This window comes from Algoriella sp., assembly GCF_036647415.1.
Classification (GTDB): domain Bacteria; phylum Bacteroidota; class Bacteroidia; order Flavobacteriales; family Weeksellaceae; genus Empedobacter.
Genome location: NZ_JAVXKG010000008.1, coordinates 44264 through 65989, shown reverse-complemented (window position 1 = coordinate 65989; position 21726 = coordinate 44264). Strand labels below are relative to the sequence as shown.

Here is a 21726-nt window from a genome sequence, read left to right as displayed (position 1 = left end):
TCTATTTGTCTAATAATTTACTTAATTCTGTTGCAACTTCTACATCAGAAAAATGTGTTCTAACTCCGTTAATTTCCTGATACGTTTCGTGACCTTTACCAGCTATTAAAATAATATCTTTTGGTTCTGCCATTTTAAGAGCCGTTTTTATTGCCTCTTTACGATCAGTTATTTTTAATGTACGATTATAAAATTGTGGTTTTACACCAACTTCCATTTCTCGAAGAATTTCTTCTGCATCTTCGGTTCTTGGATTATCTGATGTAAAAATTGCAACATTAGATTTTTCGCTAGCAATATCCGCCATTTCTGGACGTTTTGTTTTATCGCGATCGCCACCACAACCTACAACTGTAATTAATTGCTCACTTTTGGTACGAATAGATTCTATCGTATTCAAAACATTATCCAACGCATCTGGCGTATGTGCATAATCTACAATTACTACAATTCCTTTTTGCGTTTGAAATGTCTGAAAACGTCCATCTACGTTTCCTAAAGTACTTAATGCTTTTAGAATTTCGATTTCATCATGCTCTAAAATTGTTGCTATTCCGAAAACTAACAATAAATTATATGCGTTGAATTTTCCGATTAATGAAGTCCAGAATTCTTTTCCATTGAATTCTAATTGCATTCCATCAAATTGGTTTTCAATAATTTTCGCTTTAAAATCTGCGTCAGTTCTTAATGCATACATTTTTTTTGTTGCAACTGTATTCTGTAGCATTACTTTACCATTTTTATCATCTGCATTAGAAATTGCTATAGATGTTTTTGGTAAATCGTCAAAGAATTTTTTCTTCGCTGATAGATAATTTGCAAATGTTTTGTGATAGTCTAAATGATCATGTGTGATATTTGTAAAACCAGCAATTTCGAAATGCAAACCAGCAATTCTATTTTGATGAATACCATGCGAAGAAACTTCCATAAAAGCATACTCGCAACCGCGATTCACAGCTTCTCTAAACATTTTATTTAGTGTTAAGATATCTGGTGTTGTATGCGTAGATGGAATAACTTCTCCATCTATCACAATTTTAATCGTAGAGACTAATGCACACGCATATCCTAACTTTGTAAACAACTCGTATAATAAAGTTGTTGTTGTTGTTTTTCCATTTGTTCCTGTAACTCCAACTAATTTTAAATCTTTTGTTGGATTACCGTAATAATTAGATGCAATAATACCTAGTGCTATTGTAGAATTTTCTACTTTAACATAGGTAATGCCTTCTACTAAATTAGTAGGTAAATTTTCGCAAACGATAACCTTCGCTCCTAAACTGATTGCTTTATCTATATACTGATGACCGTCTACTGTTACACCTTCTGTTGCAACAAAAACGTCATTGTTTCCTATCTTTCTCGAATCGAACTGAATCTCATTAACTTCTACTTTCGTAGTGCCAATGGTTTCTAAAATGGAAACTTTATATAATAAGTCAACTAAATTTCTCATCCTTCCAACATTAAATAAATCGTTTCACCTTTCTTAAATCTTGTACCTGCAGGAATGGATTGGCTTATTACTTTTCCAAAACCTGTATATTGCACATCTAATCCTAAATTCTCTAACACTGGAATTACATCCGAACCGGTATGTCCAGTAACATTAGGAATTGTATTTTTAGATTTACCTACATTTATTTTATCGCCTTTTTTAAACTCGGCTACTGTATTTCTTTTTACTAAATTTTTTGGTAAAGGTATAGGTGTTTTTGAATATACCCAATCGGCAATCTTTTTGAATACAGGAGCTGTTACACTACCTCCATAAAATCCTTTTGCTGTATTTGGCTTATGAACAACTACTATACACGAATATTTTGGTTTTTCTGCTGGGAAATATCCTGCAAAAGATGCACGATATTGCATTCCTTTTCCATCTTTTTTCCAATAATCAACACGAGCTGTACCAGTTTTTCCTGCAATATCATAATTACTATTGCTAATAATTTTACCAGTTCCCTGCTCTACTGCTCCGCGAAGCATTTCTTGCATTTGTTTGATATTTTCTAAAGATGTTAATTGATCTACCAAAACTACTGGTTGAAAATTTTTGTCAGCTTCACCTTTCTTTGTAATTCTATCCATGAATAATGGCTTCAACATTTTACCATTATTTGCTACTGCATTGTAAAATGTAACAATCTGAATCGGTGTTAATTGCAAACCATAACCATATCCCATAACCGGAAGTGTAATATTACTCCACGCTTTACTATCTGGGCGATGCATAATTGGTCGTCCTTCTCCTAAAACATCTATATCTAATGGTTTGGTCATGTGCCATTTATCCAATTTTTCGAAAAATGAATTTGGATTGGCTCCATAATATTGATTGATAATTTTTGCCGTACCAATATTTGATGATTTTTTGATAACACCATCAACCGTCAAAGTTCCGTATCCGTGTGTATCTGTAATTGTACGACCATAGAATTTGTAGCTTCCTCCTCCAGTTTCTACCGTAGAGTTTTTATTGATATAACCATCATCCATAGCAGCTAATAAAGATACCGTTTTGAATGTTGATCCTGGTTCGGCGGCTTCACCTACAGCGTAATTATAATCGTCTATATATGTACCATCTTTTTTACGTGAAAGGTTTACAATAGCACGTACTTTTCCTGTTTGCACTTCCATCACAACAACACTTCCGTGTTGTGCTTCAAATTCAGAAAGTTGTTTATACAATGCATCATAAGCAACCATTTGCAAATCAGCATCAATAGTCGTGTAAACAGATGATCCAGCTTGAGGTTCTTGTTCCCAACTTTTCATTGGTTTCCATTTTCCTCTCCCCATAAATTGTTCCCAACGACGACCTTCAATTCCGCTTAATAAATCGGAATATGCTCCTTCCAAACCTACTTTTCCACGTTGATCATCGTATCCAATTGTACGAACACCGATATCTTGAACGATTAATTCTCGTTTTGATTCAGTTTCATGAATAAAACCTCCTTTATTTTGACCTTTATTAAAAATTGGGAATTTTTTGATTCGTTGATACTCCTCATAATTCAAATCTTTAACCAACATCATATAGCGGTTTTTCTTTTTACGTTCTTTGGAAAATTTATCGTAAAAATATGCTGGTGATTTTGTGAACATCTTACCTAAAGAATCAGCAAGATTATGCATTTCTGTATTGAATAATTCGTCTTTAACTACCGATAAATCCACATAAATATTATGTTTTGTTACCGTTGTTGCCATTAAGGCTCCATTAGACGCGTATAAATTTCCACGCTCTGCTGCAACTGTATCTAACCTAAAGTTATTTTTTTCAGCAAAACGCTCTAATTCAACCCCTTCTATTATATTTATACGAAACATAAAAACAATAACAAAGATGGCCCATATCGCTAAAGCGCCGGCTACTACCCATCCTTTGATGACCATGTTGTTTTTATTTTTCGTTGATGCTGTCATAAACCTTGTCTACTATATAATAAGGTTGTTTATCTGGAATCTTCAAACCATACACTGCTGTACGTTCTAGGATTTCTGTTTCTAATTGCATTCGCATCAAATCGCGATGCTTATCTGTGTACTGAGATTTTAAATCTTCTACTTTATCTTGTAATTCTGCAATGCGAACTACCTTGCGATCTACCCAATGTGAACTTGTAATACTCAAAAAAGCCAATCCTACCAAATACAGCATAAACTTCCAGTTTTGTTCTGAGCCAGTTTTTATTAAAAACTCACCTCTTAACAAACCTGTAAAAGTTTTTTTCTCTGGTAATATTTTCTTCTTTTTCGCCATTTACTCTTCGTTTCTTACTGCAATGCGCATTTTCGCACTACGAGCTCTTGGATTTTCATTAATTTCTTCTTGCGTTGGCACAATTACCTTTGATTGTAAAGGTTTGAATGGTGCTGACCAATTTCCGTAAACATCGCGTTCTGGCTCTCCCTCAAACATTCCGTTTTTCATAAATCGTTTTGTTAAACGATCTTCTAATGAATGATATGAAATAATAACTAAGCGTCCACCTGGTTTTATAACATCTGTACACTGCATTAACATATCTTTTAAAGCAGCCATTTCATCATTAACTTCTATTCTTAATGCTTGAAACATTTGAGCAAAAAACTTGTTTTCTTTCATCTTTGGAATAAATGAAAAAATTTGCTTCAATTCATCAATTGTTTCAATTTGCTTTTCTGTTCTTGCTTTTACAACTTCTTTCGCTAAACGATATGAGCCTGATAATTCGCCATAATCATAAAAAATTCTAGCTAAATCTGCTTCTTCGTATTCGTTTATAATTGTTTTTGCAGAAAGTTTCGCATTTTGATTCATTCGCATATCAAGTTCACCATCAAAACGAGTAGAAAAACCTCTTTCTGGTGTATCAAACTGATGAGAAGAAACTCCTAAATCACCTAATACACCGTCAACTTGCTTAATTCCTCTGATTCTTAAATTATTTTTAAGAAATCTAAAATTTTGTTCGACTAACTCAAAACGCGGATCGTCAATTTTATTACGAATCGCATCTACATCTTGATCAAAAGAAAATAATTTTCCATTTTGATCCAAACGCTTTACTATTTCACGAGAATGTCCTCCACCCCCGAACGTACAATCTACATATATACCTGATGCATCAATTATTAATGCATCAACACTATCATTTAATAATACAGGATTATGATATTCACTCATTTTCGTTAAAATTTCCCATTACATCTTCCGCTAATGATGCAAAATCTAAATCCTCTACGTTTATTGCATTTTCATACAAATCTTTATCCCAGATTTCAATCATGTTAACAGAAGAATTCAAAACTACATCTTTATTAATTTGCGCAAATTTCACTAAATCTTTTGAAATTTGAAGCCTTCCATTCGTATCAACTTCAACAATTTTTAACCCTGCGGTAAAAATTCGAATAAAATCGTTGTTCTTTTTCACAAATCGGTTCAATTTGTTCAGATCATTCATCACTTTTCCCCATTCTTTCATCGGATGCAGCTCTAAACAATTCTGAAACACAGAGCGTTTCAACACAAAGCCATCTTCCAAATAATCAGTCAATTGTTTCTTCAAACCGACTGGTATTGGGAGTCTTCCCTTTGTATCGACCTTACACTCGTATGTACCAATTAGTGAATTCACGATAGATTTTTTTCAAAAATAAATAAAATATTACCACTAAATACCATTTTTTACCACTTTTATTTAAAATTTTATTAACAATTTTATTTTTAGTATCAACGAGTTAACCTATTTATTGTTAAAACAGTAGCATTCCTTCATTTTTAAAATTTTATATAGACCTTGTTACACCGTTTTATAATTGAGTTTTAAAGTTTTTCGCATAAAGCAGTAATAAAAACTAATAATTAATTAAATTTGTCGACTTAATATCGACTAAATGTTTTTTAGCTTAAAAAAGAAAGATAAGTTCTCTTATATCGAAGAAGGGGAAGGACAACCAATTGTTTTGCTCCATGGGTTAATGGGTGAACTTAGTAATTTCAGCTCTCTTACCAATTATTTTGCACAAAGAGGTTACAAAGTTTATGCACCAGAATTACCAATATATTCATTACCTGTTATTAGTACTAACATTAAGAATATAGCCAAACATGTTGCAAAATTTGTTGAGGAAATTGTAAAAGAGCCAGCTATTTTAGTAGGTAATTCTCTAGGAGGTCATATTGGTCTTATGGTTTGTCATCAACATCCAGAATACGTGAAAGCATTATGCTTAACGGGAAGTTCGGGATTATATGAAAAGTCATTTGGTGAAACTTACCCAAAACGTGGAAATTATGAATATGTAGAACGTAAAACACGCGAAGTTTTTTATGATCCTGCTGTTGCTACAAAAGAAATTGTTGATGACGTTTTTAACACTGTAAATGACAGAAATAAAGCTATCAAAACATTATATATTGCACGTGACGCCATAAAATCTAACATGAAAGGAGATTTGATTGATATTAAAATACCTGTTTGTTTGATTTGGGGAAAACAAGATTCTGTTACTCCTCCAGAAGTTGCTATAGAATTTGAGCAAGAATTGCCAGATGCAACTTTATATTGGATCGACAAGTGTGGACATGCACCTATGATGGAGCATCCAGAATTATTCAACGAAATTTTATTTAAATGGTTAGTTGAAAAACAATTTAATGCAACAACAAAAGCTGAATTATGATTAAAAAAGCTGAATTTGTAAAAAGTTCTCAAAAATATACAGATTGCCCAGACCCGTTTAAGCCAGAATATGCATTTATCGGAAGATCTAATGTTGGTAAATCATCTTTGATTAACATGATAACGGAGCGTAAATCGTTAGCAAAAACTTCATCTACTCCAGGAAAAACTCAATTGATCAATACTTTTGAGATGGATGAAACTTGGTATTTAGCCGATTTACCTGGTTATGGTTTTGCAAAAGCACCTAAAGGTGTTCGTGGTGGATTTAATAAAATGATTTATGATTATATCGAGTTCAGAAAAAATTTGGTAAATGTATTTTTACTAATTGATTCTCGTCATACGCCACAAGCCATCGATTTACAGTTTATGGAATGGTTAGGAAACAAACAAATTCCTTTTTCTATTGTATTTACAAAACTTGACAAATTAACAAGTGCGCAAATGCAAAAAAACTTGAATCATTATAAAAATGAACTATTGAAAAAATGGGAAGAGCTACCTAAAATTTTCGTTAGTTCTGCAACGAGCAAAGTAGGAAAATTAGAAATAATCGGATACATAGACAGTTTAAACGAACATCTTGTAGACGAATTCAAGAAAGAACAGTACAAAAAAGAATATTAATAAAAAACTCGAAACCATGGTTTCGAGTTTTTTATTTTATCATAATTATTCGCCAATTTCAGTTGATTTTGTTTTAAGCTCTTTCAAACAAGGATCAATCAATTTCATTAATCTATCTTGTAATTCTTTAGACGGGCTATTCAACTGTAACATTTCTGTATACGTAAACTCACCCAACATCTTATCTGTTGCACAGCTGCAATATTCTTTTACTAAAATTTTCTTTTCGTCGGACATATTAGCTTGTAAAGCTTCCTTTTCACAAGAAACCATAGTTTGTGCACGCAATTCGGCATCATTTTTATCAGGTTTGGCATTACAACTGAATATCGTCAGTCCAATTCCAAGTACAAAAAGTAGGTTTTTCATAAGATTGATTATTTTGAATTGTTAAGTTAATGAATAATAAACAATTATTTCAAAAATTCTTCAACAGCTTCTACATAACCAGGCAAACCTTTTCCTGAAATAATCTTTAGGCAATTAACTCCAGTAACACTTATTGCGCGAAAACCTTCTCTTGCATAAATCTCCGAAATATGTACTTCCACAACCTTCGTTTTTACAGCTTTTATCGCATCTGCAATCGCATACGAATAATGCGTATACGCACCAGCATTAAGCACAATACCATCATACGAAAAACCAACTTCGTGTATTTTATCAATAATATCTCCTTCATGATTGGACTGAAAATAATGCAATGAAGCATTAGGAAACTGTTTTCTTAACTCAATAAAATAATCTTCAAAAGTTTGTGTACCATAAATTTCTGGCTCACGAACTCCTAACAAATTTAAGTTGGGTCCGTTTATTATTTGTATTTGCTTCATTATCTTTTATTTATAAAATTTTTAACTATATTTTGATTGAAAATATTATTTTTTTTCTGATTCTTTTCACTTTGTATTAAAATTTTTAACTTTTGGCACGCATATTGTTAATACTAATATAACCAACCAAAATTAATAAAATATCAACCTAAACTAAAATAATCTTACCTAAACCTATTAACCAACCTAAACAAAAATTCCAATTATCTATTATAATTGGAATTTTGTATTTAATAACCATACTTACCTTTCCATTTCTGGTTTAAGCTTTGCTTATCTACTTGTTCCCTTTTATTATTTCCTGGCTCATAAAAAGCTGTTCCTGAAATTTCATCAGGTAGAAATTCTTGTTCGGCAAAATTACCTGGAAAATCGTGCGAATATTTATATTCTTTTCCATAATCTAAATCTTTCATCAACTTAGTTGGTGCATTTCTCAAATGCAACGGAACAGGTAAATCTCCTGTTTGCTTTACAACTTGTTGTGCTTTTCCTATTGCCATATAAGTTGCGTTACTTTTTGGCGAATTTGCCAAATAAACCGCACACTGGCTCAACAAAATTCGAGATTCTGGATAACCAATAACCGAAACCGCCTGAAATGTATTATTTGCCAAAATCATTGCAGTAGGATTTGCATTACCAATATCTTCGGAAGCAGAAATTAATAATCGACGTGCAATAAATTTCAAATCTTCACCGCCTTCTATCATTCTCGCCAACCAATAAACTGCACCGTTAGGATCTGAACCACGAATAGATTTTATAAATGCCGAAATTATATCATAATGCTGTTCACCAGTTTTATCATAACGAGCTAAATTTTGCTGAATACGATTGTGTACAATTTCATCGTTAATAATTATTTTTTCTGATGGAGAAAAACTATTAATTACCAATTCTAATCCATTCAATAATTTTCGGGCATCACCACCAGAATATCTAAGCAATGTATTTGTTTCATCTAATTGAATATCTAATTTCGATAAAATGGAATCTTTTTTTATAGCTCGTTCTATTAAATCGACTAAATCTTCTTTTTCAAGATGTTTTAACACATAAACTTGCGCACGAGAAAGTAATGCAGGAACCACTTCGAAGCTTGGATTTTCTGTAGTTGCGCCAATCAATGTAACCAAACCCGTTTCTACTGCACCCAACAAACTATCTTGTTGTGATTTGTTAAAACGATGAATTTCATCTATAAATAATATTGGATTTTTTGTTCCCGAAAATAAATTCTGATTTTTTGCTTTTTCTATTACTTCGCGTACTTCTTTTACACCAGAATTTATTGCACTCAAGGTATAAAAAGGACGATCTGTTAACTCAGAAATTAATTGTGCAAGCGTCGTTTTTCCAGTTCCTGGAGGTCCCCAAAAAATCATCGAAGCAATCATATCATGCTGCAACATCATTTTTATTGGTCCATTTTGTCCTATTAAATGTTTTTGATTTATATAATCTTCCAGCGTTTTCGGACGCATTCTTTCAGCTAAAGGCGCATTCATAAAATCTTGTTTAGATTTCAAAGTTAGGTAAAGTTTCATCAAAAAATAAGTGTTTTTTCGACGACACGTTTTGTCTTTTTAATGATTTTACTTTGTGATAGATAAAAAATTAAGATGATGAAGAAAGCGTTAGAATGTGCGTTGATTTTGACAAGAAAACACCAACTTTTGGGTGATAAAATTACTTTATCAACAGATTATTTAAAAAAGATTGAGTTAAAAGACAAACAAGCTGAAATTAATAAACAAATGATTTTGTTTTTGATAGAAGCGCAGGAATTTGTAGAATTTATACAGCTTAATAAAGAATATAAATTAATGTATTCGGAGTTGGTCAATTATTATTTTAATCAAATACATCATCAAATTAATTTTTATGAAATAGAATTGGATCGATTGGAATTTGAATCTAAATTTTCTATTAATATTATCAATAATTCAACATGTTTTGAAAAGAAAAACGAGATTAATTCGGTTCAAGAAAAATTAAATTCATGTTATCGATTAATTAATTTGTAGAAAACTAATTTCGGCATAATTTTTTATTGTATTTTCGATTGAATATTTAGAATCGAAATGAAGAAATTATCACTTTTCTTAAGCTTAATGGTTTTATCATTAAGTTTTGCTTTTGGTCAACAGACCGAAAAACCAAAAATTTATAGCGAAGAAGCTAATCCGAAAGTAGACATTGCGAATGCTGTACAAAAAGCGTCTGCCGAAAAAAAACATGTTTTGTTACAGATAGGTGGAAACTGGTGTGCTTGGTGTATTATGTTTGATAAGTTGACAAAAGAAAATGAAGACGTAAAAAATTATATTGCCAATAACTACGAAGTTGTGCATGTAAATTATTCGCCTAAAAATAAAAATGAAGCAACTTTAGCAGCACTAAATCATCCGGAACGTTTTGGATTTCCTGTTTTTGTTATTTTAGATGGAAAAGGAAATTTAATTCACACACAGAATTCGGCTTATTTAGAGAGTAAAGAAGTAAAAGGACATGATCCGAAAGTTGTGTTAGAGTTTTTACAAGGCTGGTCTTACAAAGCATTAGATCCTGCATCTTACATTAAAAAATAATTTTTTACTTATAAAATAAACGGAATCAACTCCAAAAGCGGATAAAACTTTAGAGTTGATTCTTTTTTTATTTCGTTGATTGATTAACTTTGTCTAATGAACAATTTTTTGGTAAAACCATTTATTCTTTTCGTTCGTTTTTATCAACTTGCTATTTCTCCGTGGATGGGAAGTAATTGTAGGTATCAACCAACTTGCTCATCGTATATGATTGAAGCATTAAAAGAGCATGGTCTACTAAAAGGTTTGTGGCTTGGAACAAAACGAATTGGGCGTTGTCATCCGTGGGGCGGACATGGCTATGACCCAGTTCCTAAAAACAAAAAAGAATGATAAATTTAATAGCGTATATCGATTGGGATCCGAAACCTTATTTGTTTGAATTAGGAGGATTTAAAGTGCATATTTATAGTTTATGTTGGATAGTTGCCTTTATAATTGGGTGGTATTTGATGTCGAAGATATTTAAAAAAGAGAATCAAAAGAAAGAATTATTAGACCCATTATTTCTTTACACATTTATTGGTGCTATTGCAGGAGCAAGATTAGGTGAATATTTATTTTATGATCCGTCTGCTTTTATAGAAAGACCGATTGAAGTTTTTTTACCAGTGCAACATGCACCAGGTGAATCTGCTTTTTTTGGTTTATTACAAAATTACGAATTTGTTGGTTTTAGTGGATTAGCAAGTCATGGTGCTGCTCTTGGTGTTATTATTTCTTCTTATTTATTTAGCCGTAAATATCTGAAAAGAAATGTACTTTGGTTATTAGATCGTATTGCTGTTGTTGTTCCTTTTGGAGGCGCTGCTGTACGAATTGGTAATTTTTACAATTCAGAAATTGTTGGAAAAGAAACTGCTGTTTCTTGGGCGGTTAAATTTCATCAACAAAGTAGCGGTTACGGAGAAGTTGTACCGCGCCATCCAGCTCAAATTTACGAAGCAATTGGTTATATTATCTTAGGCTTTGTTATGTTATATGCTTATAATAAAACAGAAAAAAGAAAAAATTTAGGTGCTTTGTTAGGAATATTCTTATTTTTCTTATTTTTAATACGTTTCATTGTAGAATTTTACAAAGAAAACCAAGGAGAAGAAGCTATTGCACAAGCATTAAATATTGGATTAAACAACGGACAAGTTTTGAGTATTCCTTTTATGTTAATCGGAATTTACTTATTTGTTTCTTCAAAAAACAGAATAGATACAACACAATCAAACTAAAATAAATTATTATACAAACATTGAAATAAATTTAGACTTATGGGATTTTTAAAAGAATTTAAAGAATTTGCAGTTAAAGGAAATGCTTTTGACTTAGCAGTCGGTGTAATCATCGGTGGTGCTTTTGGTAAAATTGTTACTAGCGTTATAGATGACTTGATTATGCCAATTGTTGCGGCAATTGCTGGTAAACCAGATTTTAGTAGTATTTATTATGCAATAGGTAAAGGTGCTGAAAGTATTCCTGCAGGATCTACATTAGCAAAAGCGAAGGAAATTGCTCCTGATGCTGCTATTTTTGCGTATGGTAATTTTATTACTGTTGCTATCAACTTTATTCTTCTTGCATTTGTTGTTTTTCTAATGGTGAAAACAATCAATAAAATGAAAAAATCGGAAGAGGAAGCTGCTCCAGCAGGTCCAACTCAAGAAGAGTTATTAGCACAAATTAGAGATTTATTAAAAGAGAAACAATAAATAAAGTTTTATTCAACTAAAAAAGGTTAGCAAATTGCTAACCTTTTTTTATTTTATTGATTTCTTAGATGTACTAAATACTAAGAAGCTGCTGGCATTGGTATATCTTCACCTCCTCCCATTTCTTCACCTCCATCAGGACGCTTTCCACGTTGCTCTTTTTCATTTGATGCTTTAAAGCGATATGTAAATGATAAATTGAAAGATCTTTTCATCCAACGCATGCTATTATAATTTGTAGAACTTGTGTTTTCTGATAAATCCTCTAAATAATTTGTCATTTCACGTTTTCTACTATCAAATACATCACGAATATTGAATGTTATGGTTGCTCTCTTATTCAATAAATCTTTTGACATCGAAAAATCCATCGATAAATTATCTTCTGATTTTTGTTGTGCCGTTTTTATACTTCCCATATAATTACCTGCAACTTGTATTTTAAAATCTGCTGGTAATGTAAAGCTTGATGATAAACGACCACGAGAACTAAATCCGTCTCCAGAAAAATCTTGTGTATCTGTTTTTGTTTCTACATTTCCTGTTGCTGGATTTAAATAATCATTATTTGTTTCTGAATAAACTCCTGTTCTTTTATATCCAAATAGATTAACATTAAGCATTAAATTCCACCATTTATATGGGCGATACGTTGTTGTTAAATCTAATCCATAACGATCTTCATTTCCAATATTTACTGGTTTTGTGATAAATGATTTATCATATTTATCTAATCCTGTTATAGAATCTTGACCAACTAAAATATTATTTCTTCGTTGAAAATCATTAATCATATCTGTTGTTCTTTGATAAAATAATGTTGGTGTTACCATTAATTTACCTACTGTAGCGATGTAAGATAATTCTAACGAATTTGTATATGTTGGATTTAAATCTGGATTTCCTTTTCTGATATCTTTATCATTAAGACTTGAGAAAAATGGCATTAACATGAAACCCATTGGACGACGAATTCTACGAGAATAACTTAATTGTAATTCTTTCTTATCTGTAAACTTATAATTCAACGTTAAGGTTGGAAATAAATCAGTGTATTTTTTCTCGATAGTTGTATTGTTTGTATAATCCTTTATACTGATATCCGAACTTTCTACACGTAAACCTGCAAAGTATTGAAATTTTTCGCCAATTGCATTTCCATATTGTGCATAAGCTGCGTATACATTTTGTTGGTTATCTATATTAGCTAAAAAGCCTGGTTTTGGAGTTAGTGTTCCGTTATTATTATCAACAATATCATTTCCACTATTTGTTTTTGTATTGTTAAAATCTGCACGAGCTCCTAATTCAAACTTTCCTTTTTCTCCGATTGGTTTCACATAATCTGTTGTAAAAACAAGTGTATTTTGTTTTTCTAAACTATATGTATTTTCACGATCGGTAATTGCATTTTGATTATTAAACTCATTAATTCTACCATTTTCATCTTCTTTACTATAAGAATAGCGTCCTGTAAAAACTAATTCGTGTCCTTTTTTATCAAATGCATGTTTATAGTTAAAATCTGCATCAAAGTTACTTTCAATCTCTTTTTCATTCTCTATTCGAGATGTATTGTCTGTTAACATCCAATTCGGATCATAATAAAAATAGTCTACATTACTAATATTATTTCCATTATTGTAACGATAACCTGCAGAAGCACCAATTGTATTTTTATCATCTAAATAATATTCTCCTCCTAGACGTATATTATAATTACGACGAATACGTTCGCGTTCTGTATCTGTTTTTCTAATATCTGTGATTAAATTATTTTTAAAACTTGTTAACAAAGCACTTCCACCACCTTCATTGTTTGCATAACGTGTTCCTAAAGTTGTGTAAAGATTATATTTTGTTGTTTTATAATTTAAGTTAACATTAGCACCTGCTGTTTCTGGAATTCCTCCATTTATAGTAGCAGAACCGTTAAATCCTGTATTTGTACCTTTTTTAAGAACAATATTAATAATACCAGCAGAACCAGAAGCTTCATAACGTGCAGATGGATTTGTAACCAACTCTATACGTTCTACATTTTCTGCAGGAATATTTTTCAACGCTTCAGCAACATCCGAAACACCTAACATTCCAGATGGTTTTCCATCAATCAAAAACTTTACATTATCATTTCCTCTTAACGACACATTACCTTCTGCATCTACTTGTACAGATGGCACATTCGCCAAAGCATCTGATAAAGTTTGACCTTTTGACATTGGATCATTTGCCATATCGTAAACTTTTTTATCCAATTCTACTTTATAAATTGGTTTTTCTGCCGTAACAACAGCCGCTCCAAGAGATACAGTTTGCTCTGTTTTTACTTTAAAAGTTCCTAAATCTAAAGCTGAAGTTAAATCAATATCTTTTTGAATCAAATCATATCCTAATGGCTCTATTACTAAAATATAATGACCAGCTTTTGCTTCTATCACAAAATCTCCTTTTGCATCTGTTGCTCCTTCTGCAACAACTCCTTCTTCGGTACTTTCAAGCGAAATTGTCGTATACTCAACTGGCTTGTTGTCACTCGATAAGACTTTTCCTTTAATCTTTAAAAGCTCTTGCGCATTTATACTTGCACAAACACAGATAAACATTAAAGCAAATAAATTTCTTAACCTCATTTGTTTAATTTTTCTTTTGTAGTTTAAAATTTTACTAAATAGTTTGACAATCCTTTTTGGAAAAGGTTTAATCGATTTCAAAAAATATTTAATATTAATTTTATCAGTCGTCACTTTTTATCAGATGTTACAACTCTTATCTTTTATTGTCATGTAAAAAAACAAAAATTAACATTTCTTAGATTAAACCTTTTTACACGATCGATGTCAAAAGAACGTACACAAAATATTAAATTGATTGTTATGAAAAATAGAATTTATAAATACTTAAGTATCGGATTGTTTGCTTTTACATTAACTGCAGTTAGTGCACAAGACAGAAATAATGATGTTTCGAGAGAACAAAAACTTCAAGAATTAAAAAAAGATTTGAATTTGAGTGATGCTCAAGTAATCAAAATCAAACAAATTGAAGACAGTTACAAAGATGAAAAACTGGAATTGAAACGTAAAATGAAGGAAGTTCGTAAAAAAGAATTTGACGAAATAAGTACAATTTTTACGCCAGAACAAAAAGCAAAATTAAAAGAATTACACGCTAAAAAACATCAAAATAGAAAAGGAGCTAATTAATAGCTCCTTTTCTATTTTGGAAAGTTTTTCCGTCTTAATGTATTTTAAATTTTAATATGCTTTTGCATATAAAACTCTATATTTTGCAGGTTTTCCAGAAAATATATCAATACCTTCTGTTGGTGTTTCAAATGCTTGAGGAATACAACGAATTGTCGCTTTTGTTGCATTTTTCACTGCCTCTTCCGTTTCTTCCGTTCCGTCCCATAAAGCAGAAATAAATCCTCCTTTATTATCTAAAATTTCTTTAAATTCAGTAAAATCTGTTGCCTCTGTAATATGAGTATCACGATAATCTAAAGCACGGTTGTATAAATTAGCTTGAATATCTTCTAATAATTGTGCAACCTCTGTTCCTACATTATCTAATGAAATAAATTGTTTCTCTAACGTATCACGACGAGCAACCTCAACTTGACCTTTTTCTAAATCTTTTGGTCCAATTGCAATTCGTACAGGAACACCTTTCAATTCGTATTCTGCAAATTTCCAACCTGGTTTAGCTTGTTCATCATCATCAAATTTGATAGAGATTCCTTTCGCTTTTAATTCACCAGAAAATTTATCTACAACATTACGAATTTCTTCTAATTGTTCTTCTGTTTTATAAATTGGTACAACAACAACTTGTATTGGCGCTAATTTCGGAGGTAAAACCAATCCTAAATCATCAGAATGTGTCATAATTAATGCTCCCATCAAACGAGTAGAAACTCCCCAAGATGTTGCCCATACATATTCTTGTTTTCCTTCTTTACTTGTAAACTTTACATCAAAAGCTTTCGCAAAGTTTTGACCTAAAAAGTGAGAAGTACCAGCTTGTAATGCTTTACCATCTTGCATCAAAGCCTCAATAGTATACGTATCATCAGCACCAGCAAAACGTTCAGATTCTGTTTTATAACCTTTCACAACTGGAATTGCCATAAAATTTTCGACAACATCAGCATAAACATCTTGCATTTGTTTTGCTTCTACAATTGCTTCTTCACGTGTTTCGTGTGCCGTATGTCCTTCTTGCCATAAAAACTCTGCCGTACGCAAAAATAAACGTGTACGCATCTCCCAACGTACAACATTTGCCCATTGATTGATTAAGATTGGTAAATCACGGTAAGATTGAATCCAGTTTTTATACGTACTCCAAATAATTGCTTCTGAAGTAGGACGAACAATTAATTCTTCTTCTAATTTTGCATCAGGATCTACAATTAATTTACCTTTATTATCTGGATCATTTTTTAATCTATAATGTGTTACTACAGCACATTCTTTTGCAAAACCTTCCGCATTTTTCTCTTCAGCTTCAAATAAACTTTTAGGAACAAATAAGGGGAAATAAGCATTTTGATGACCAGTTTCTTTAAATCTTTTATCTAATTCTGCTTGTAGTTTTTCCCAAATAGCATAGCCGTATGGTTTTATCACCATACAACCTCTAACCTTAGAATTTTCAGCTAGATTCGCTTTTACAACAAGCTCATTGTACCATTTAGAGTAATCCTCAGCACGAGTTGTTAATTTTGCCATAATCTTTTATATTTGTTGATAAGTTTTGTATCTTTACTTGGCATAAATTTTGCCTATAAATGTATGCAAATTTAAAGATAACAAACGACGTAAATTTATAATTATGAACAAAGTTTATAAAATTTCTAATAAATTATCTAAAATAACACTTGCTTTAGGAGTTGTTTTAGGAATTTCGTCTTGTTCTACTTATCAACCTAGCGGTTATGAGAGTGATGGTGTTTACTATAATCCAAAAACAGACAAAACATATCAGGAAGCTCAACCACAATATGGTAATGAGCAAAGTGAACAAGATAATCCGAGTGAAATTAAAATAGGAAGCCCTTATTTTGATGCAGAAGGAAATGGTGCCGAACAATTTTATTATCAAGATGAAAATGACAGTACAACAAATTCTTCTAACAAAGTAAAAATAAATTCAAACGGGTGGAATAGTTTTTATAACAACGATGATTATCAACTAAAATATTCTGGAAATAGTACATACGATTGGGGAAGAAATGATGGTGTAGAAATTAATATTTGGAATAACTCACCTTGGTATGGTGGTTATTATGGATGGGGTAGTTTTTACAATCCATGGAGATGGGGATACTATAATCCATGGTATTCAAACGGATGGTACGGAGGAGGCTTTGGCTTTTCTATGAATTGGGGATGGAACGATCCTTGGTACGGCGGATGGGGATACCCTCATTACGGATGGAATAGCTGGTACGGAAATGGTTATTACGGAAATTACGGATACAGACCAAGAGGTATTTACTCTCAACCTGGTAACAGATATGGTGGACGTTTTAACAATACGATTAACTCAACTCGTCCAATCGGAAGTTTAAATGGTAGAAACAACCAATCATCAAGTGGATTAAGACCTTCTCGTGGAAATACAATCAACGGAACAACACGTCCAAGTCGCGAAGTTAGACCTTCTGCTCAGGGACAAACTGGTACTATTCGTCCAACACGTGAAGTAAGACCAAGTGCTGAACAAGGTCAAATAAACGGGACTCGTCCTACAAGAGAAGTTAGACCTTCTACTGGACAGAGTCAAATAAATAACACTCGTCCTAATCGTAACGAAACAAGACAACCACAGTCGCAGTATAATACTCGACCAATGAGAGAAATGCAAACACAACAACCAACTCGTAGCTATGACAACAACAGAAGTCAATCAAGCCAACCACGTTCTACATACACACCTTCTCCAAGTAGAGGAAGTAGTATGGGAAGTGGAAGTATGGGAGGAGGCTCTCGTGGTGGTAGCACTGGAGGAGGTTCTCGAGGAGGAAGAAGATAATTTAATTTTAAATTAGATAATGAAAAAAATATTATTAAGCCTATGTACCTTAGCTGGTACATTGGCTTTTGCTCAACAAGGAAAAAGTTACGATTACAAATATTCTACAAACGCAATCAACTTGTATTCACAAGACATTAATAGCGGTAACGCTAAATATATTGGTGTTGGTGGTGCAGTTGGTGCATTAGGTAGTGATATAAATTCTGTAGAACAAAACCCTGCAGGTTTAGGAGTTGCTATTAACTCTGATGTACAAGTTACTACTGGTGTTTCTACATTTAGTAACAAAACAACATTCGGAACTAGCTTGAAAGAAAACGATAGCAATTTCGACTTTCAACAATTTGGTGGAACTTTTGTTTTTAATAATGAAGGCTCTAAATGGAATCGTTTTTCTGTAGGTGTTGCTTATGTCAATCAACGATTAGATAATTTTTCATCAATCGGAACAAATGAAGGAATCAAATTTGGAAACGATAATGGTGATACATGGACTTTTGGTGGATATTTAAAAGATATCGAAGGCTACAAGTCTAAATTCTCTTTAAACTTTGGTTCTACTTATGATGATAAATTATATTTAGGTGCTGGATTAAATTTTCATGAAACAAACTATACTGCTTACGAGCAATACGGTGAAAGAAATGATCAAAATAATCAAATTTATGCTTACAATTTAGATGGTTCTCCTTATAACGAAATAGGACAAGGATTCTCTTTCTCTTTAGGTGCTATTTACAAAGTAAATCACAATGTACGCTTAGGTGCAGCTTACCACTCGCCAGTTTGGTATAACGTTGCCGAAGATTATTATAGTGCAAATAATTCATTTAACGAAGATGGTACAGTAAACAATTATTACATGTATTCTTCTGATTATGATATGACACGCGGAGGTCGTGTTGTAGGTAGTTTAGGTTTTGTCGTTGGTAAAAATCTTTCTCTTGGAGCTGATTATACCTACCACATGAACAATGAAACTAAACTGAAACCAGCCTCTTTAGGAAGTTTCCCTCAAAACAATAATTTTATCAATGATTTTGTAAAAAACTCGAGCGAAGTAAGAGTTGGTGCAGAATATCGTATTGACCGTTTAAAATTAAGAGCTGGTTACAATTATGTTTCTTCTCCTTACGAAAACATCAATTTAGATCTTGCAAATGAAAATAATGTTGTCTCTAATACAAGTTTAACGAAAACTTTTATGGGTGATATAAACCGTGCAAGTTTTGGTGTAGGATATGATTTTGGTGGATTTTATGTAGATGCTGCATATCAATACCAAACACAAAAATACAAACACTTAATTGGTGGATCTGATTATGTAGATAATGATAATTACTTTGTAACATTACCTAATACTTATGCGCCAGAAGTAAAATTAAATAACAATTTATTCTTGTTAACTGTAGGTTGGCAATTCTAAAAATGTAAATAATAAATATAAAAAAATCGGATGAAAAATTTCATCCGATTTTTTTTATGCACTAAAAATTAATCTATTATTTACTTATTTTCTTTACAGATGACATTCCCGAAGTTTCTACCTTAACTACCAAACCACTTTCGTCCACATATTTTACAGAGCTTGCTCCAGAACTATCAGCTGTTAATCTATCAACAGCCCAAACAGTTGTAGAACTTGCACCAGAACAATCAACAACTACATTTGCAGCTTTCAAATCTTTTGCCAATAAAGATGATGCACCAGAAACCGAAATTGCTAAATCTTGTACATTACCCGAAATTTTCATACTTGATGCACCAGAATTATCTACCGCAATTTGATTAGATACTACATCTAATTTCAAGTTACTTGCTCCAGATAAATCAACCGCTAGTTTATCAACTTTAAGAGTTGGAATAACATTTACATTTGATGCACCAGAAATAGAAAATGATCTTAATTTTTTGTGAGGAAAATTAATTTTAATCTTTTCATTATTCAAATTAACCGTTCCTTTTATCGATATTTTCAAAACTCCATTCTTCACTTCCGTCTCAATTCTATCCATTATATTATCAGGTGCTTCTATCGTAATTGCACCATCATAATCACCATCATTTACAGTTACCGCAATAGCACTACTTACATCAATTCCTTCAAAAGATGAAATTGTTCTTTTTTGTGTAATTGTATTCTCACTTGCTGATACTCTATCTAAATAATTAGAAACTGGAGATTTTGAATTTAAATCTACCGAACAACTCGCAAATCCTAACGAGCTGAATATTAAAATTGGAATTAAAATGTACTTCATCTAGTGTATTTTATAATAAGACGTCTAAGTTTTAGAAAAGTTACACAAAAAATTAAACTTTATTCAAAATTCTAAATCAATCCATCATAAATATTTAGTATTTTCGCTTTCTATGAAGATCATCAGTTACAATGTAAACGGAATTCGCGCAGCGATGACCAAAGGTTTGGTTGATTGGTTGCAAGCTGCACAACCAGATGTATTTTGTATTCAGGAAACTAAAGCAATGCAAGAGCAAGTGGATACAAAACCTTTTGAAGATTTAGGCTATCATATTTATTGGCATGCCGCAGAGAAAAAAGGTTACAGTGGAGTTGCTATTTTTTCTAAAACAAAACCAAATCATGTACAAATAGGTACAGGAATCGATTATATTGATTTTGAAGGTCGCGTTCTTAGATTAGATTTTGACAACGTTTCTGTTATCAGTTTATATTTACCAAGTGGAACAAATATAGATCGCTTAGATTTTAAATTACAATTTTGCGAAGACTTTAAAAATTATATTAAAGAGCTTAAAATTTCGCACCCTAATTTAGTTATCTGTGGTGATTATAATATTTGTCACGAAGCAATTGATATTCATGATCCGGTAAGGAATGCAAAAGTTTCTGGTTTTTTACCAATAGAAAGAGAATGGATGACAGCTTTTATAGAAGAATGCGGAATGATAGATTCTTTTCGTTACTTTGTAAAAGAACCACACAACTATTCGTGGTGGTCATACCGTGCAAATTCGCGCAATAATAACAAAGGTTGGCGAATAGATTATAATATGGTGAGCGATACTTTACGTGATAACATGAAAAGAGCCGCTATTTTACCAGAAGCAAAACATTCGGACCATTGTCCTGTTTTAGTAGAATTAGACGTTTAAGTTTTATAAAAATGAAAAAAATTATCCTTAGTTGTTTAACAGTTTTCGCACTAACAAGTTGTGTTCCTCAAAAACAATTTCAAGAGTTAGAGAATAACTATTACAAAGCATTAGACGACCAATCAAGTACGTCGAAAGATTTGACATTAGCAAATCTAAAAATCGAAAATCTTGAAAAAGATTTAGAACGTACAAAAAAAGAATTGTATGCAAAAGACACTGCATTAGTTAATACGCAACATATCATAAAAGCTACTCAAAAAGAATACGATTCTTCTATGCAAGAATTATATTCGGCTTTGAATAGTTCTGGTGAAAAATCTAAATTATTCTATACACAATTGAATGATAAAGAAAAGCAAGTAGCTGATTTAACACAAAAAGTAAAAGATCTTGATGCTAAATTAGATGCAAAAGACACCGAAATTTTCAATCTTAAGAAACAAATCTTAACAATGGAAATTAATCAAAAGGTTTCTGCTGCTACAAGTACACCAGCGCCTACAACACCAGCCAAAACAACTGGAACAAAAAAATAACCAAAAAGTCTTATCTGTTTTGATAAGACTTTTTTTATTCTCCAATTCATACTAAC

At 31.9% G+C, this 21726-nt stretch carries 23 protein-coding genes; 12 read left to right on the top strand and 11 right to left on the bottom strand.

The features are described 5' to 3' along the window. Position 1 precedes the first annotated feature (1 nt). Genes RSC72_RS05255 through mraZ form a run of 5 tightly spaced genes read right to left on the bottom strand, consistent with a single transcriptional unit; the run spans position 2 to position 5141 of the window. Positions 2-1465 (bottom strand): UDP-N-acetylmuramoyl-L-alanyl-D-glutamate--2,6-diaminopimelate ligase, encoded by a 1464-nt coding sequence (locus RSC72_RS05255; protein WP_332543955.1) that lies wholly within the window; start codon positions 1463-1465, stop codon positions 2-4. Further along, positions 1462-3444, bottom strand: a complete 1983-nt coding sequence (locus RSC72_RS05250) for a penicillin-binding protein (RefSeq protein WP_332543954.1) — start codon at positions 3442-3444, stop codon at positions 1462-1464. Before RSC72_RS05250 ends, RSC72_RS05255 begins: the two co-directional genes overlap by 4 nt. Continuing rightward, entirely contained in the window at positions 3422-3781 is a 360-nt protein-coding gene (locus RSC72_RS05245) for an FtsL-like putative cell division protein (protein WP_332543953.1), read from the bottom strand. The genes RSC72_RS05250 and RSC72_RS05245 overlap by 23 nt, the downstream gene beginning before the upstream one ends. Next, positions 3782-4687: a 16S rRNA (cytosine(1402)-N(4))-methyltransferase RsmH gene (gene rsmH, locus RSC72_RS05240; RefSeq protein WP_332543952.1), complete on the bottom strand. Its 906-nt coding sequence runs from the start codon at positions 4685-4687 to the stop codon at positions 3782-3784. Then, positions 4680-5141 carry a division/cell wall cluster transcriptional repressor MraZ gene (gene mraZ, locus RSC72_RS05235; protein ID WP_332543951.1) on the bottom strand — a complete coding sequence of 154 codons (462 nt, stop codon included), beginning with the start codon at positions 5139-5141 and terminating at the stop codon, positions 4680-4682. Before mraZ ends, rsmH begins: the two co-directional genes overlap by 8 nt. A gap of 259 nt (positions 5142-5400) precedes the next feature. Between mraZ and RSC72_RS05230 the strand changes: the two genes are divergently transcribed. Beyond that, on the top strand, positions 5401-6189 hold the full coding sequence (locus RSC72_RS05230) for an alpha/beta fold hydrolase (RefSeq protein WP_332543950.1): 789 nt from the start codon (positions 5401-5403) through the stop codon (positions 6187-6189). After that, complete coding sequence (gene yihA, locus RSC72_RS05225) at positions 6186-6818, top strand: ribosome biogenesis GTP-binding protein YihA/YsxC (RefSeq protein WP_332543949.1); 633 nt, start codon at positions 6186-6188, stop codon at positions 6816-6818. The genes RSC72_RS05230 and yihA overlap by 4 nt, the downstream gene beginning before the upstream one ends. 45 nt (positions 6819-6863) lie before the next feature. Here the strand turns inward: yihA and RSC72_RS05220 are convergent, their stop codons facing one another. From RSC72_RS05220 to RSC72_RS05210, 3 genes are all read right to left on the bottom strand, one after another. Further along, positions 6864-7187 (bottom strand): hypothetical protein, encoded by a 324-nt coding sequence (locus tag RSC72_RS05220; RefSeq protein ID WP_332543948.1) that lies wholly within the window; start codon positions 7185-7187, stop codon positions 6864-6866. 44 nt (positions 7188-7231) lie between these two features. Next, on the bottom strand, positions 7232-7651 hold the full coding sequence (locus RSC72_RS05215) for a type II 3-dehydroquinate dehydratase (protein WP_332543947.1): 420 nt from the start codon (positions 7649-7651) through the stop codon (positions 7232-7234). Between the two features lie 230 nt (positions 7652-7881). Beyond that, on the bottom strand, positions 7882-9162 hold the full coding sequence (locus RSC72_RS05210; RefSeq protein ID WP_332543966.1) for a replication-associated recombination protein A: 1281 nt from the start codon (positions 9160-9162) through the stop codon (positions 7882-7884). Between the two features lie 114 nt (positions 9163-9276). Here RSC72_RS05210 and RSC72_RS05205 point away from each other — a divergent pair, with 114 nt between their 5' ends. The 5 genes from RSC72_RS05205 (at position 9277) to mscL (ending at position 11948) form a co-directional block, all read left to right on the top strand. After that, the gene (locus RSC72_RS05205) at positions 9277-9681 is read left to right on the top strand and encodes a hypothetical protein (protein WP_332543946.1); all 405 of its coding nucleotides are present in this window, start codon (positions 9277-9279) and stop codon (positions 9679-9681) included. A 57-nt stretch (positions 9682-9738) separates the two neighbouring features. Beyond that, positions 9739-10245, top strand: a complete 507-nt coding sequence (locus RSC72_RS05200; protein ID WP_332543945.1) for a thioredoxin family protein — start codon at positions 9739-9741, stop codon at positions 10243-10245. Positions 10246-10341: 96 nt separating this feature from the next. Further along, positions 10342-10578 (top strand): membrane protein insertion efficiency factor YidD, encoded by a 237-nt coding sequence (gene yidD, locus RSC72_RS05195; RefSeq protein WP_332543944.1) that lies wholly within the window; start codon positions 10342-10344, stop codon positions 10576-10578. Then, positions 10575-11471: a prolipoprotein diacylglyceryl transferase gene (gene lgt / locus RSC72_RS05190; protein ID WP_332543943.1), complete on the top strand. Its 897-nt coding sequence runs from the start codon at positions 10575-10577 to the stop codon at positions 11469-11471. Before yidD ends, lgt begins: the two co-directional genes overlap by 4 nt. Positions 11472-11510: 39 nt before the next feature. Continuing rightward, the gene (mscL, locus tag RSC72_RS05185; protein WP_332543942.1) at positions 11511-11948 is read left to right on the top strand and encodes a large conductance mechanosensitive channel protein MscL; all 438 of its coding nucleotides are present in this window, start codon (positions 11511-11513) and stop codon (positions 11946-11948) included. Between the two features lie 80 nt (positions 11949-12028). Here mscL and RSC72_RS05180 read toward each other — a convergent pair whose 3' ends face one another. Then, on the bottom strand, positions 12029-14581 hold the full coding sequence (locus RSC72_RS05180; protein WP_332543941.1) for a TonB-dependent receptor domain-containing protein: 2553 nt from the start codon (positions 14579-14581) through the stop codon (positions 12029-12031). A gap of 243 nt (positions 14582-14824) precedes the next feature. Between RSC72_RS05180 and RSC72_RS05175 the strand changes: the two genes are divergently transcribed. Beyond that, positions 14825-15154, top strand: coding sequence for a Spy/CpxP family protein refolding chaperone (locus RSC72_RS05175; RefSeq protein WP_332543940.1), 330 nt, complete (start codon positions 14825-14827; stop codon positions 15152-15154). Between the two features lie 51 nt (positions 15155-15205). Here RSC72_RS05175 and proS read toward each other — a convergent pair whose 3' ends face one another. Continuing rightward, the gene (proS, locus tag RSC72_RS05170) at positions 15206-16684 is read right to left on the bottom strand and encodes a proline--tRNA ligase (RefSeq protein WP_332566034.1); all 1479 of its coding nucleotides are present in this window, start codon (positions 16682-16684) and stop codon (positions 15206-15208) included. A 103-nt stretch (positions 16685-16787) separates the two neighbouring features. Here proS and RSC72_RS05165 point away from each other — a divergent pair, with 103 nt between their 5' ends. Next, positions 16788-17990 carry a hypothetical protein gene (locus RSC72_RS05165; RefSeq protein ID WP_332543937.1) on the top strand — a complete coding sequence of 401 codons (1203 nt, stop codon included), beginning with the start codon at positions 16788-16790 and terminating at the stop codon, positions 17988-17990. Positions 17991-18009: 19 nt separating this feature from the next. Beyond that, positions 18010-19419 (top strand): OmpP1/FadL family transporter, encoded by a 1410-nt coding sequence (locus RSC72_RS05160; RefSeq protein WP_332543936.1) that lies wholly within the window; start codon positions 18010-18012, stop codon positions 19417-19419. 76 nt (positions 19420-19495) lie between these two features. Here RSC72_RS05160 and RSC72_RS05155 read toward each other — a convergent pair whose 3' ends face one another. After that, a complete protein-coding gene (locus RSC72_RS05155; RefSeq protein WP_332543935.1) occupies positions 19496-20254 on the bottom strand; it encodes a head GIN domain-containing protein in 759 nt (252 codons plus the stop codon). Between the two features lie 112 nt (positions 20255-20366). On the opposite strand from RSC72_RS05155, the gene RSC72_RS05150 reads away from it, so the two are divergent. After that, positions 20367-21131 carry an exodeoxyribonuclease III gene (locus RSC72_RS05150; protein ID WP_332543934.1) on the top strand — a complete coding sequence of 255 codons (765 nt, stop codon included), beginning with the start codon at positions 20367-20369 and terminating at the stop codon, positions 21129-21131. Between the two features lie 11 nt (positions 21132-21142). Continuing rightward, positions 21143-21670 (top strand): hypothetical protein, encoded by a 528-nt coding sequence (locus RSC72_RS05145; RefSeq protein ID WP_332543933.1) that lies wholly within the window; start codon positions 21143-21145, stop codon positions 21668-21670. Positions 21671-21726: the final 56 nt, after the last annotated feature.

Bases quoted from the DNA above. Each gene is read 5' to 3' on its own strand.
- RSC72_RS05245 (WP_332543953.1), bottom strand. From the start codon at position 3,781: ATGGCGAAAAAGAAGAAAATATTACCAGAGAAAAAAACTTTTACAGGT.
- RSC72_RS05220 (WP_332543948.1), bottom strand. From the start codon at position 7,187: ATGAAAAACCTACTTTTTGTACTTGGAATTGGACTGACGATATTCAGT.
- rsmH (WP_332543952.1), bottom strand. From the start codon at position 4,687: ATGAGTGAATATCATAATCCTGTATTATTAAATGATAGTGTTGATGCA.
- lgt (WP_332543943.1), top strand. From the start codon at position 10,575: ATGATAAATTTAATAGCGTATATCGATTGGGATCCGAAACCTTATTTG.
- yidD (WP_332543944.1), top strand. From the start codon at position 10,342: ATGAACAATTTTTTGGTAAAACCATTTATTCTTTTCGTTCGTTTTTAT.
- RSC72_RS05230 (WP_332543950.1), top strand. From the start codon at position 5,401: ATGTTTTTTAGCTTAAAAAAGAAAGATAAGTTCTCTTATATCGAAGAA.
- yihA (WP_332543949.1), top strand. From the start codon at position 6,186: ATGATTAAAAAAGCTGAATTTGTAAAAAGTTCTCAAAAATATACAGAT.
- RSC72_RS05155 (WP_332543935.1), bottom strand. From the start codon at position 20,254: ATGAAGTACATTTTAATTCCAATTTTAATATTCAGCTCGTTAGGATTT.
- RSC72_RS05255 (WP_332543955.1), bottom strand. From the start codon at position 1,465: ATGAGAAATTTAGTTGACTTATTATATAAAGTTTCCATTTTAGAAACC.
- proS (WP_332566034.1), bottom strand. From the start codon at position 16,684: ATGGCAAAATTAACAACTCGTGCTGAGGATTACTCTAAATGGTACAAT.
- RSC72_RS05160 (WP_332543936.1), top strand. From the start codon at position 18,010: ATGAAAAAAATATTATTAAGCCTATGTACCTTAGCTGGTACATTGGCT.
- RSC72_RS05200 (WP_332543945.1), top strand. From the start codon at position 9,739: ATGAAGAAATTATCACTTTTCTTAAGCTTAATGGTTTTATCATTAAGT.
- RSC72_RS05250 (WP_332543954.1), bottom strand. From the start codon at position 3,444: ATGACAGCATCAACGAAAAATAAAAACAACATGGTCATCAAAGGATGG.
- RSC72_RS05180 (WP_332543941.1), bottom strand. From the start codon at position 14,581: ATGAGGTTAAGAAATTTATTTGCTTTAATGTTTATCTGTGTTTGTGCA.
- RSC72_RS05165 (WP_332543937.1), top strand. From the start codon at position 16,788: ATGAACAAAGTTTATAAAATTTCTAATAAATTATCTAAAATAACACTT.
- RSC72_RS05175 (WP_332543940.1), top strand. From the start codon at position 14,825: ATGAAAAATAGAATTTATAAATACTTAAGTATCGGATTGTTTGCTTTT.
- RSC72_RS05145 (WP_332543933.1), top strand. From the start codon at position 21,143: ATGAAAAAAATTATCCTTAGTTGTTTAACAGTTTTCGCACTAACAAGT.
- RSC72_RS05205 (WP_332543946.1), top strand. From the start codon at position 9,277: ATGATGAAGAAAGCGTTAGAATGTGCGTTGATTTTGACAAGAAAACAC.
- RSC72_RS05150 (WP_332543934.1), top strand. From the start codon at position 20,367: ATGAAGATCATCAGTTACAATGTAAACGGAATTCGCGCAGCGATGACC.
- mscL (WP_332543942.1), top strand. From the start codon at position 11,511: ATGGGATTTTTAAAAGAATTTAAAGAATTTGCAGTTAAAGGAAATGCT.
- RSC72_RS05210 (WP_332543966.1), bottom strand. From the start codon at position 9,162: ATGAATGCGCCTTTAGCTGAAAGAATGCGTCCGAAAACGCTGGAAGAT.
- RSC72_RS05215 (WP_332543947.1), bottom strand. From the start codon at position 7,651: ATGAAGCAAATACAAATAATAAACGGACCCAACTTAAATTTGTTAGGA.